Origin of the sequence: Dyadobacter sp. (assembly GCF_017744695.1) — a bacterium.
Classification (GTDB): domain Bacteria; phylum Bacteroidota; class Bacteroidia; order Cytophagales; family Spirosomataceae; genus Dyadobacter.
Map to the genome: position 1 here is coordinate 331,619 of NZ_JAGIAS010000007.1, position 12,653 is coordinate 344,271.

The following is a 12,653-nucleotide window of genomic DNA, read 5'->3' on the forward strand; positions in this document are numbered from 1 at the left end:
AGGATAGAAAGGTAGAATATTAAAACTAGATTTCAAGAGAAATAGGAAATAAATTCTACAAGCGGTCACAAAAAAAGTGCTCACCTGTGTAGGCAAGCACTTATTAAACGGTAGATCCGGGTGGTAACTACGCCAGTTTCTTGTATTTGATCCGGGTCGGTGTAGCGTCCGTACCGAGCCTTTTGCGGCGGTTTTCCTCGTATTCGGAGAAGTTACCTTCAAACCAGTAAACCTGAGAGTCGCCTTCGAAAGCCAGAATGTGGGTTGCGACGCGGTCGAGGAACCAGCGGTCGTGGGAGATGATTACCGCACAACCGGCGAAGTTTTCAAGACCTTCCTCCAATGCGCGGAGCGTGTTGACGTCCAAGTCGTTGGTCGGCTCATCGAGCAGGAGCAGGTTACCGCCCTCTTTCAATGTCATGGCAAGGTGCACGCGGTTACGCTCACCGCCGGAAAGCGTTCCTACTTTCTTCTCCTGGTCGCCGCCGCCGAAATTAAACCGGCTCACGTACGCACGCGCATTCGATTGCTTGCCCCCGAGCATGATCCAGTCGTTGCCGTCGGATACGCTCTGGTATACCGTCTTGTTCGGATCGAGGTTGTCGTGTTCCTGGTCTACATAGGCGAGTTGCACGGTCTCACCTACTTCGAAATGGCCTGTGAGTGGTTTCAACTGGCCGGTAATAAGTTTGAACAACGTGGTTTTACCCGCGCCGTTTGGCCCGATAATACCCACAATACCATTCGGCGGCAATGCGAAGCTGAGGTTTTCGTAAAGCAGTCTGTCGCCGAAGCCCATCGATACATTGTGTGCTTCGATAACCTTGTTCCCAAGCCTTGGCCCGGAAGGAATGAAGATCTCCAATTTTTCTTCCTTCTCTTTGCCTTCCTCGCTGAGCAATCGCTCGTAAGCGCCCAGCCTTGCCTTGGATTTGGCCTGGCGTGCTTTGGGCGCCAAACGCACCCATTCCAGCTCGCGCTGCAATGTTTTCTGACGTTTCGATTCGGTTTTTTCTTCTTTTTTCAAACGTTCCTGCTTTTGTTCCAGCCAGGAAGTATAGTTGCCTTTCCACGGAATACCTTCGCCACGGTCGAGTTCGAGGATCCAGCCGGCTACATTGTCGAGGAAGTAACGGTCGTGGGTTACGGCGATAACCGTTCCTTTATATTGTCTCAAATGCTCTTCGAGCCATAGTACCGACTCGGCATCGAGGTGGTTGGTAGGTTCATCCAATAAAAGTACATCCGGCTGGCGCAACAGGAGGCGGCACAACGCAACCCGGCGCTTTTCTCCACCCGAAAGTGTCGATATCAATGCATCCGATGGCGGACAACGGAGGGCATCCATCGCGATTTCGAGGCGGTTGTCGAGATTCCACGCATCGGATGCGTCGAGTTTTTCCTGCACTTCGCCTTGTCTTTCCAGCAATTTGTCGAAATCTGCGTCTTCTGCACCAAAGGCTTCATTGATCTCGTCGAATTCTTTCAATAGATTTACAATTTCTTGTACACCTTCTTCTACAACTTCGCGAACGGTCTTGTTCGGATCGAGTTTCGGTTCCTGTTCGAGCATGCCGACGGAGTAGCCCGGAGAGAAAACTACCTCACCCTGAATGTCTTTGTCGATGCCGGCGATGACGCGGAGGAGTGTCGATTTACCGGAGCCGTTCAGACCGAGGACGCCAATTTTGGCGCCGTAGAAAAAGGATAAATAAATGTTTTTAATAATATGTCTGTTGGGAGGAATGATTTTGTTAACCCCCGACATTGAGAAAATAATGGTTTCGTTACTCATTTTTTGTTTAATTTGTGCGTAACAAATATCGTTATATATCCCTACACTTAGCAGATAAAAAAAATTGAAAGAATGGAAAATGCCACATTGAATGATGAATACGGCTACGTTAAGGACAGCAAAGTATTTTTAAAGGGGTATCTGGATTTCCCCGACCGGCAAATTGGAGAAGTAAAAAGGACTGAGCAGGAAGCGATTGACTATTTCAAGAATCGTTTTAACATTGTCCTGAACAAAGTAGAGCAGCTGGAACGCGAAATTGATGAAGCACTTAATAAGGGCTCCTATCTTACCAAGCTGATCCAGTTACAGCGCAAGTTGAAAAGTTTTGATGCATTAGGCGATTTTGTGCCTTTGTTGAGAAGGCTGGAAGAGAAAGAAGAGTACCTCAAAGGGCTTATTGAGGTTAACCAGCTCAAAAACCTGGAAATCAAACGTGCGTTGATCGAGGACGTGAAAGTTGCCGCTGCTGTTACCGATTATGCCACAGCGACGGACCAGATTCAGGAGATCAAAGCCAAATGGATCCGTACCGGGCCGGTCGACAAGGAATATCAGGATGAAATCGAAACCACATTCCAGCAAATTCTGGATGATTTCTTCCAACGCCGCCGCGATTATTTCGACGAGCAGAATAAACTCAACCAGCACCGTATCGAAGAGTACGAAAAGCTGATCAAAATCACCAAAACGCTTAGCTACGCCAAAGATCTCGACGAAGCATATGCGAAAGCGAGAGATGTCCGCAATGCCTGGAACAATATCGGAGAGGTTCCGCCGAAGCGCTTTTTTAAAGTCAACAAGGCATATCGCCACTTCCTGAAACTGTTCTACGACAAGTATAATGCAGCGAAAGGTATCGAACCAAAAGTGCGTGTAGACCCGCGTATTGTCGAGCAGCAAAAATTGCTTGCACAGGCTGAAACGCTTCTGAGATCGCCTGACATCATTGAGGCCTCGCAGGAAGCAAAAGTCCTGCTTAGCAAATGGAAGGAGATCAAAATTCCATTCAAACTGGCAGACAAGGAATTGGCCGAAAGATTCCGGATGGTGTGCGACAAGATATTTGAGCTAAGCTACCTGGCGCGTGTGATCAGCCGCAAATACCCGGCATTCGACCTCAAAAGTCCGGAAGAGCAGCTCCGTACCAAATACCGCGAGCTCGAATGGCTTACCAAACGGGAGAAAAGCGACCTCGAATTCGCGCAACTGGAATTTGACCGCACCGCTACCGGTGATCCTGAACAGGACAAGCAGGCAGTGGGCCGTATCAACATCCAGAAACGCAAGGTTCAGATGAAGGAGCGTATCCTCATCGAGTTCGAAAGAAAATTGAAAGCAATTACAGGGTGACGCTCACCGGCGAATGCCTTACTGGTTGATCCTGCGGGTTAATGCCGCATAGACGACTTGTTAATAACCAAATTAGATTGCAATACCCTGGTCTCGAATTCGGCCGGGGTATTTTTGCTTTCAATAAGGTCCAAAAGCAGGGATGTGGCCTGTTGGCCCATTTCGAACGACGGCTGTGTGACCGAGCTTACCGGCGGATCGAGGAGCGACGACATGGCAATGTCGCAAAAACCTACTACCGCCACGTCATCGGGCATTTTGTAGCCGAGTTGCCGCAATGCCCAGTGAATCCCCATCGTAATGCGGTCGCTTGCCCCGAAAATAGCGTCGGGACGCTCGCGGAGGGCCATTAACTGATAGGTGCGCTCGGTACCGCCCGCCTGGGTGATTTCGCTGTGAAGCACCCATTCTTCCTGAAATTCGATCCCGTATTTCCGCAATGCATCCTTATAACCTTCCAAACGAAAGCGAGTGATGGACACGGGTTTCGGGCCGGCAATGTGCGCAATGCGCCTGCAACCCCGCTTGATCAAATGCTCGGTTGCGTCGAATGCGCCCTTGTAGTCGTCCACGCGCACTTTATGCGTGTGCATAGCGTCGCTCACGCGATCGAAAAACACGACCGGAATGCCCTGTTCCTGCAAGGATGCAAAATGGTCGATATTCTCCGACTGGCTCGAAATCGCTACCACGAGGCCATCCACCCGCCGCGATGCGATATGGCGCGTTGCCGAGCGCTCCCTTTCGAGCAGCTCGTGGCTCTGGTAAATCATCGTGTGATAGCCACGGCTGTATGCGATATCTTCCACGCCTCCGATCGCGGATGAGTAAAAGCGGTTGGCAATATCCGGTACGATCACGCCGATCGTCTGCGTGCGGTTTTTAAGCAGGCTGATCGCGATCGGATTGGGATAATAGTTGAGCTGTTCGGCCAGATCGATCACCTTTTGCTTGGTTTCTTCACTGATCTCACTGCTGTCGCGCAATGCCCGCGACACGGTCGATTTGGAAATGCCGAGTTGTCTTGCAATCTCTTTGATGGTGATAGAAACCTTTTTCATAGGGCTGTATTGAAATAGTACAATCTTGCTAAAAAGCATTAAAAATACCGTGGCGGTCAATGTTGCATAAAGCCCCCGGAGTTCGCACAAAGTTCCGGGAAAAATTGCGGGAATGGGAACGGTTCCGGGAACGGTTGCGTAAATTTATTGCTTTTTTTCAAGATTTATTTTTGTGTATCAGCGAATCAGTATTTAAACTAGGTAAATCATCGACGAAGACAAGGGGCTAAATACCACTACAATTCCAGGAAATTTTCTATAATTAACCTAGCTCAGCTAACATGGAGACAAACTCATTTGCCAGTACATTACCATCAGCCTGTTCTCAGAAAAGTATACTGGAAACCCTGTTTGGCAGAGTGGTGACTTACGGTGATTATAATGCCTTCCGCGAGTTGTTCACACGTCATTACCGGTCGCTTTGTAACTATGCCATGCGCGTGGTGGTGACGCGGGAAATCGCGGAGGAAGTGGTATCCGATGTATTCGTGAAACTTTGGAAAAATCGCGAGCAGATTGAAGTGCATACTTCTTTTCAGGCTTACATTTACAGAGCTGTGCGCAACCAGGCGCTGGATTACCTGAAACTGCGTATCCATCGTCAGAATGAGCGGGATTCGCTGGAATCGGTGCAGTGGAATATGAACCACGCCGACCATTTTTCGCCCGCCGAAGAGCTGTCGTACAACGAATTTTACGAGCATATAGAAGATTGCATTCAGGCATTACCGCGCCAGTGCCAGCTCATTTTCCGCCTCAGCCGCGAAGAAGGCCTCCGCTACCGCGACATCGCGGAGCGTCTGGAAATCTCCGTCAAAACAGTGGAAACCCAAATGAGCCGGGCATTAAAAGTCCTGCGCGAGCGCGTGCCGGAGCATCGGTTGGTAGCGTAGCATGCTGTAAGCGATAGGCTTTAGGCTATAAGCTTTAAGCTATAAGCAGTAGGCTTCAAGCGATAGGTTATGACCTTTTGGACTTTGTTTGGAATAAAATTATTAATCAAGTTAACATATATACAGGCCTAAGGCTTACAGCTTAAAGCCTATTGCTTATAGCATCAAATGGCATTAGAACAAACCTGGCGTTGGTTCGGGCCTAACGATCCTGTTTCGTTGCAGGATATCCGTCAGGCCGGGGCAACCGGAATCGTCACCGCATTACATCATATTCCCAACGGAGAAGTGTGGGAGGTATCAGAAATTCAGGCGCGCAAGCAGCTGATCGAAAGCGCCGGCCTTACGTGGTCGGTGGTGGAAAGTGTGCCTGTGCATGAATCGATCAAAACGCGTTCCGGCGATTTTGAGAAACATATATTAAACTATCAGCAATCGCTCCGTAACCTGGGGCAATGCGGTATCGACACTGTTTGCTACAATTTCATGCCCATTCTCGACTGGACGCGTACCGACCTGGACGCGCCGATGAAGGATGGCTCGACCGGTTTGCGTTTCGATGCAACACAGTTCGCCGCATTTGATCTTTACCTGTTGGAAAGACCGGAAGCCGGGGAGCTGTACACCGACGAGCAAAAACGCGCTGCCAAAATTTGGCTGGACTCGGCGTCAGAGCAAGAGAAGCAAAAACTCGTCCGTAACATTATAGCAGGTTTGCCGGGTTCGGAAGAAAGCTTTACGGTCGAAGAATTCCGGAAGGTTTTGAAAACGTATGAGCATATCGGCGATTTTGAGCTGCGCACGCATTTGTACCAGTTCATCCAGGCTATCGGGCCGGTGGCGGAAGAGGCGGGGGTCCAGTTGGCGATTCACCCGGACGACCCTCCTTATCCGATTCTGGGTCTACCGCGTGTGGTAAGCACCGAAAATGACGCAGAAATGCTGTTGAAAGCATATGATAAGCAAGCCAACGGAATTTGCTTTTGTACAGGTTCCTATGGTGTGAGGCCGGATAACGACTTGGCCGGAATGGTCGACAGGCTGGGGAACAGGATCCATTTCATCCACCTGCGCGCTACCAAGCGCGAGCACGACGGCAGTTTTTACGAGGCCGATCACCTCGATGGCGACGTGGATATGTACGGTGTCATGCGGGCGTTGGTATTGGAGCAGAAAAGGCGTGAAAATGAAGGTAGAACCGATTTGAGAATGCCTTTCCGTCCTGATCATGGCCATCGTATGCTCGACGACCTGTCGGCAACGAAGCGGACCAACCCGGGTTACACGGCCATCGGTCGCCTGCGCGGGCTTGCGGAGCTGCGCGGCCTCGAATACGGGATTGAAAGAAGTTTGTGATTGTAACAAGAAAGAGAATGGAAACGATTAGCACCGCTGTACAAAAGACCTTCATTTCCGAAGATTTCCTCCTCCGTTCGGAAACTGCGCGTATCCTTTACCATGATTATGCGAAGGAAATGCCGATCATCGATTACCACTGCCACCTGCCGCCCGATCAGATCGCGGAGGATAAGCAGTTTGGGAACCTGACACAGGCGTGGTTGTACGGCGACCATTACAAATGGCGGGCAATGCGTGCCAATGGGATCAACGAGCGGTACTGCACCGGCGACGCGAGCGACTGGGAGAAGTTTGAGCAATGGGCAGCCACAGTGCCGTACACGATGCGCAATCCGCTCTATCACTGGACGCACCTGGAACTGCTCCGGTATTTCGATATTGATATTCTTTTGAATAAAGATACTGCAAGAGAAATTTACGAAGAATGCTCTGCAAAGCTGCGCCAACCCGATTACTCGGTGAAAAGCCTGCTTACTCGCATGAACGTGAAAGTAATCTGCACCACAGATGATCCAACGGACTCTCTGAATTACCATAGCGCAATCAGCGAAAGCGGTTTCGATATCCGTGTATTGCCGACATTCCGGCCGGACAAGGCCATGCTGCTGATCGAATCGCCGGAGGATTTCAAGCAGTATTTATCCAAACTAGCGCAGGCAGCCGGAGTAGGAGAGATCGATTCTTATGAAGCTTTGCTGGCTGCGTTGCAAAACCGCCACGATTTCTTCGCGTCGATGGGCGGACGTTTGTCTGACCACGGTTTGGAGCATATTTATGCTGAATTTGATGAAGCCGCGGCTCGTGAAGCGTTTGCGGCTGCATTGAGGGGTGAGAAGCCTTCGGCTAGTCAGGCGTTGGCATTCAAATCGGTGCTGTTGTATGAAATGGCTAAAATGGACCACGGCAAAGGCTGGACGCAGCAGTTCCACCTGGGGGCGTTGCGCAACAACAACGAACGTATGCTCCGCGAACTCGGCCCCGATACCGGCTGGGATTCCATCGGCGATTACAGCCAGGCGCAGGCGCTCTCCAAATTCCTGAATAAACTCGACTCGACGGACCAGCTGGCGAAAACCATTTTGTATAACCTCAATCCGGCCGACAATGAAGTATTGGCTACGATGACGGGTAACTATAATGACGGTACTGTTGCCGGTAAAATGCAGTTCGGTTCCGGCTGGTGGTTCCTTGATCAGAAAGACGGTATGGAGCGGCAGATGAATGCGCTTTCGAACATGGGCCTGCTGAGCCGTTTTGTAGGAATGCTTACGGATTCCCGCAGCTTCCTTTCGTATCCGCGCCATGAATATTTCCGCCGGATTCTCTGTAACCTCATCGGTCAGGATGTCGAGAATGGCGAATTGCCGAACGATATCCAATGGCTGGGTAAGATGGTAGAAGCTATCAGCTACAATAACGCCAACAAATATTTTGGTTTTTGAATAAAATCCGAATTTAAATACGCTAATAAAAGGAATAGCCCAGACATTTGTTGTGGGCTATTTTAATGTTAATACTTAATTTTGGCGCGTAATCATTTTTCAATGGCCCGTCAGGGAGCTTCATTCTTTGGCAAACGGGCAATAGTTTAAAATATGGCTCAGATAGTATCCTTCGGGGAAGTCCTTATGCGGCTTTCCACTCCTGGTTTTTCCCGTTTTGAACAAGCCCGTCAATTGAATGTAACATATGCTGGTGGCGAAGCGAACGTTTCGACCGCTCTGGCATATTGGGGGCACAGTACGGCGCACGTTACCCGTTTCCCTGATTCGCCCATCGGACGTGCGGCGGCTCAGTACCTGCATTTCCACGGCGTCGACACATCGCACATTCTTTTCGGAGGCCCGAGAATGGCCGTTTATTTCCTCGAAACCGGCGCTGCTATGCGAGGCAGTCAGATCGTGTACGATCGTGCCAATTCATCCCTGGCGACTATTGATCCCAAAGAACTGGATTGGGATAACATCCTGAAAGACGCGAAATGGTTTCACTGGGCGGGCATTACCCCTGCATTGTCGCAGGAAGCAGCTGATGCATTGCTTGACGGCATTAAAGCAGCCCGCAAACGTAACATTACCGTATCAGGCGACATTTTTTACCGTGCTAATTTGTGGAAATATGGTAAAAAGCCATCCGATATTCTTCCCGAGCTGACAGCCGGAACAGATGTTGTGATCGCCAACAGCATCAATATCAAGGAGATTTTTGACATCGATGGAAACGATTTTGTCGAATCCTGCGTCAACTTACAGAAGGCTTTCCCGCAGGTGAAAACTGTGGTGGATACCAAAAGAACGTCGATTAGCGCATCGCACAACCTGCTGAGGGCGTTTTTGTGGAACGGCAAGGAGTTGCTCGAAACGGAAGACATCGAAATTAACCCGATCATCGACCGTGTAGGCGGCGGCGATGCATTCATTGCCGGCCTTATTCATGGCCTCATTACGTTCGATGACCAGCAAAAAGCGCTGGAATTCGGTGTGGCGGCATCTGCATTGAAGCATACCATCGAAGGCGACGCTTTGATCTCGACGATCGCCGAAGTGGAAGCCATTCGTCAGGGAGAGACCTCAGGAAGAATCAAACGCTAGTAACCTGGCCAACAATCATGGATAAAGAAACAACACTGATACTTTTGAACGAAGTCGGCGTACTGCCGCTGTTCTATCATGCGGATATTGAAATCGCCAAAGAAGTAATCAATGCGGCGTACCGTGGGGGTGCACGTGCATTCGAGTTCACGAACCGCGGCGATAATGCATACAATGTATTTACGGAACTTCTGGCTTATGTAAAGGAAAGCCTACCTGGTCTGTCACTGGGTATCGGAACGATTTATGATGCGGAAACTGCACAAAAATTCATCGATGCAGGCACCGATTTCATCGTTACGCCCTGCCTTAATCCAGCGGTAGGTGAAGCCTGCGCGAAGGCGGGCATTCCCTGGATTCCCGGCATTTCTACGCTGACAGAAATCTACAACGCGCAGCAAGCGGGTGCCGAAGTAGTGAAGCTGTTCCCGGGTGAAGTGGTAGGTTCCGCATTCGTACGCGCGATCCGCGGGCCTATGCCGAAAGTGAAAATCATGGTGACAGGTGGCGTACAGCCTACCAAAGAGAGCATCAACGAATGGTTCGGCGCTGGTGCCTATGCTGTCGGCTTAGGCTCAAACCTGTTCCCGAAAGACGTGGTAGCGCAAGGAAACTACCCCTGGATCGAGCAAAAAGTTGCAGAAAGCATTGCGCTCGTGAAGGAGTTCCGCGCGAACAGCTGATTAATATTCCAAAATATCGCTCAGGCGGGTGGAGAAACCGACAAGTACCTCGCCGCCTGACAGCGTTTCTTCAAAATGCATTGCAAGCTGAGGCTTGTCCGGTTCGTAAATGTAGGTTGTCTGGCTGTCCGGACATACGAGCCAGGCAAGCCTCACGCCGTTTTCGATCCATTTGATCATTTTCTTCTGCAAATAGCGCAAGCTGTCGGTTTCGGACTTTAATTCAATTATAAAGTCAGGAGCCATACGAGGAAATGACCGTTTTTCTGCTTTGCTCATCGCATTCCAGCGATCGATATGTATCCACGCTACATCCGGTACTCGCATGGAGGAATCTCCGAGGAAAAAAGCTCCATTAGAATCCACTACTTTGCCTGCTTTGTACTCCCTGTTCCAGATTCCTAACTCGCCGATTAATTCACTATTATTGGAACTGATCAGGGCGGAAGTGGGTGTCGCATTGATGTACAGCTGGTCATACTCATTGCGCTCCACACCCAGTCCGGGATTGGCCATGCAGAATGCGACCAACTCATCGTCTGAGAAAGACGGATATGCGGGTATTTTCAATGGGATAAACATAATGTGCTCTTTGGTAAATATAGCATTTGCCAAAATGAAAGCCAATTGACTTTCTCCTGCATAATTTTGTAACTTATAAGGCAATTAGCCGTGACAAAGTTATGCTTACCGTTGCCATCATCATTTCGCTGGTTTTGTTTTCACTGGGGTTTATCGTGACGCCGGGTAATGCGAAGTACCTGTTATCAGGCTACAACACGATGTCCGAGGCCGACCGTGCGAAGATGGACATTGTTTCCTACGTAAAGTTTTTCAAACGCTTCCACATATTTTTGGGCATCAGCGAGCTGGCAGGGGTACTCATCCTGAATGCAATTAATACCAATTTGGCTTCCGGATTCATGATTATGTACCCGCTTTTGGCGTACGTGTACATGATCGCCGTAGGAAACCGCTACTATACGGGCACGAGTGGTCAGCGAGTGGGGACGTACATCGTCATGGCTATTTTGATTGTAGTAGTAGTAGGCGTGGGCTACCTGATGTTCACAGGAATGAAGAACAGCGAGATATTCCTGACCACACGTACATTGGAAATCAAAGGCCTTTCCGGAATGAAAATTGCGCGGGAGGATGTGACCGACTTCACTGTTACCGACAGCCTGCCGGATATTTCGAGCAAGGCAAATGGCTTCGCGGCCGGGGAGTTCGCGAAAGGGGCCTTCAAAACCGACGACGGGCGCATCGTCAGATTGTATATCAATAAAAAATCCCATCCCTTCCTGTTGATCAGGACAGTCGGGGATGAGATCTATTTCAGTTCGGATGCCGTTTCGGCTACCGAGTTATATAATCAGCTTAAAGCGTGGAAGTCCCGGTAAATACGGGCTCGGTCATATAGCCTTTCACGGCGTCGGCAAAGCCCGGCAGCAATGTAAGGTCGGTGTCCCAAAGCGAAGCATCGCCTAAAACTTGCTGCGCCAGATCTGCCGGCGATGCGGCATTCTTCCATTTTTCATCAAAGTAAGCCGCAGAGTCGCAGCGAATCGGATAAGACTGCCCGTCGCGTTCGCCGAAATAAGCATCGTCCTTATGCACCACAGGCTTCATAAACCGCAGGAATGCGGCAAATCCTTTGGCAAACAATGCAGGGACTTCGTCGGACTTCCGATAATGGTTCAGAAGCGTCGGAATGTTGCGCATTTTCATCTTGGCCGTGTATTGAACGGTAATGTCGATCAGCTGGTGGCGGATGAAAGGGTTGCGGAAGCGGTCGAGCACCTGGTTACCGAACTCCTGCGCCTGTGCGGGATCGACATCGTAAGGGATCGCCGGCGCAAGTTCTTTCAGCATGACATCTGCGATAAATTGCGCTGTTTCGGCATTTTCCATTGCTTCGCGAACCGTATCCAGGCCGTGCAGGTAAGCGAGGCCTGAGGCGAGCGTATGCGTGCCATTGAGCAATCTTAGCTTCAACTCGCGGAACAGGTCGATATCCGGCTCAATCACCACACCTTTGTCGGCCTGGGCAAAGCTCAGTACGTTACGAACATGCTGGTCACCTTCGATGGCCCAGAGGCGGTATACTTCGGAAACGATCAGCAGATCATCGCGGAAGCCGTGTTTTTCGGAAAGCGCCTGCACCGTTTCAGCGTCGGGTTTGCCGGGAACAATGCGGTCCACCAGCGAGCTGCAAAAGTGGTTATGGTTTTCAAGCCAGTAGATAAACGCCCTGTCCAGGCCATGCCGTTGCGCCTGTTCCAATACGATAGCTTTCAGTTTAGGGCCGTTGCCGACGATCAGTTCCGTGGGAACAATTACCATCCCGGATTCCGGCGCCCCGTTGAATGCTTTGTAGCGTTCCAGCAAATAGGCCGTCAGCTTACCGGGAAAAGAGATGGGCGGATTAGCGAAAATATGATCGTCGACGAGCTGGATACCCACTTCCGTCGTATTTGAAATAACAATATTAAGCTCCGAATTGTGGGCGCATTCGAGGATATCGGCCCAGTCGCTGGCAGCGGCAAGGGTACGGCTGATGCTGCTGTTGATAACTGTTTCGTCGATCTGCCGGCCGTTTTCAATTCCGCGAATGCTATGGGAGAAAACATTCTGTTGTTCCGAAAACGCATCCGTTCCCCCGGTGCTGGTGGACTTCACCACAACGATCCTGCCGTTGAAAATGCTTTCTGCATTGGCCTTGTTGACGAAATAATCCGGCAAGCCACGTAAGAGTACCCCTGTGCCGAACTGGATTATTTTTTCAGGCAATGCGAGAAGTTTCCGGTGTTCGGGAAGAAGTTCGGGCTGCTGGTCGAGCAGTTGGGGAGAAAGCTGCGGTAACGACATTTTTCAGTAGATAAAAGGTTTGATAAGTATGACGCCGTTTGGAAAGT

General features: G+C 50.1%; 11 protein-coding genes. 7 read left to right on the forward strand and 4 right to left on the reverse strand.

What is annotated here, in order from left to right; translation table 11 throughout:
* Positions 1-127: 127 nt before the first annotated feature.
* Positions 128-1,795: an energy-dependent translational throttle protein EttA gene (gene ettA / locus J7619_RS24745; protein WP_223401562.1), complete on the reverse strand. Its 1,668-nt coding sequence runs from the start codon at positions 1,793-1,795 to the stop codon at positions 128-130.
* Between the two features lie 72 nt (positions 1,796-1,867).
* On the opposite strand from ettA, the gene J7619_RS24750 reads away from it, so the two are divergent.
* Positions 1,868-3,148 (forward strand): DUF349 domain-containing protein, encoded by a 1,281-nt coding sequence (locus tag J7619_RS24750; RefSeq protein WP_291205163.1) that lies wholly within the window; start codon positions 1,868-1,870, stop codon positions 3,146-3,148.
* A gap of 38 nt (positions 3,149-3,186) precedes the next feature.
* On the opposite strand, the gene J7619_RS24755 is transcribed toward J7619_RS24750, so the two are convergent.
* Positions 3,187-4,209, reverse strand: coding sequence for a LacI family DNA-binding transcriptional regulator (locus tag J7619_RS24755; protein WP_090375451.1), 1,023 nt, complete (start codon positions 4,207-4,209; stop codon positions 3,187-3,189).
* A 281-nt stretch (positions 4,210-4,490) separates the two neighbouring features.
* Between J7619_RS24755 and J7619_RS24760 the strand changes: the two genes are divergently transcribed.
* From J7619_RS24760 to J7619_RS24780, 5 genes are all read left to right on the forward strand, one after another.
* Entirely contained in the window at positions 4,491-5,102 is a 612-nt protein-coding gene (locus J7619_RS24760; protein WP_291205166.1) for an RNA polymerase sigma-70 factor, read from the forward strand.
* A gap of 168 nt (positions 5,103-5,270) precedes the next feature.
* Positions 5,271-6,458, forward strand: a complete 1,188-nt coding sequence (gene uxuA, locus J7619_RS24765) for a mannonate dehydratase (protein WP_291205169.1) — start codon at positions 5,271-5,273, stop codon at positions 6,456-6,458.
* 17 nt (positions 6,459-6,475) lie between these two features.
* Positions 6,476-7,903 (forward strand): glucuronate isomerase, encoded by a 1,428-nt coding sequence (gene uxaC, locus J7619_RS24770; RefSeq protein ID WP_291205172.1) that lies wholly within the window; start codon positions 6,476-6,478, stop codon positions 7,901-7,903.
* A 153-nt stretch (positions 7,904-8,056) separates the two neighbouring features.
* Positions 8,057-9,052 (forward strand): sugar kinase, encoded by a 996-nt coding sequence (locus J7619_RS24775; RefSeq protein WP_106594104.1) that lies wholly within the window; start codon positions 8,057-8,059, stop codon positions 9,050-9,052.
* 17 nt (positions 9,053-9,069) lie between these two features.
* Positions 9,070-9,735, forward strand: coding sequence for a bifunctional 4-hydroxy-2-oxoglutarate aldolase/2-dehydro-3-deoxy-phosphogluconate aldolase (locus tag J7619_RS24780; RefSeq protein WP_291205176.1), 666 nt, complete (start codon positions 9,070-9,072; stop codon positions 9,733-9,735).
* On the opposite strand, the gene J7619_RS24785 is transcribed toward J7619_RS24780, so the two are convergent.
* The gene (locus J7619_RS24785; protein ID WP_291205179.1) at positions 9,736-10,350 is read right to left on the reverse strand and encodes a Uma2 family endonuclease; all 615 of its coding nucleotides are present in this window, start codon (positions 10,348-10,350) and stop codon (positions 9,736-9,738) included. It abuts the gene before it with no gap.
* A gap of 68 nt (positions 10,351-10,418) precedes the next feature.
* Here J7619_RS24785 and J7619_RS24790 point away from each other — a divergent pair, with 68 nt between their 5' ends.
* Complete coding sequence (locus J7619_RS24790) at positions 10,419-11,138, forward strand: DUF3784 domain-containing protein (protein ID WP_291205182.1); 720 nt, start codon at positions 10,419-10,421, stop codon at positions 11,136-11,138.
* Here J7619_RS24790 and J7619_RS24795 read toward each other — a convergent pair.
* Complete coding sequence (locus tag J7619_RS24795; protein ID WP_291205185.1) at positions 11,116-12,606, reverse strand: tagaturonate reductase; 1,491 nt, start codon at positions 12,604-12,606, stop codon at positions 11,116-11,118. The two genes, J7619_RS24790 and J7619_RS24795, sit on opposite strands and share 23 nt — an antisense overlap.
* Positions 12,607-12,653: the final 47 nt, after the last annotated feature.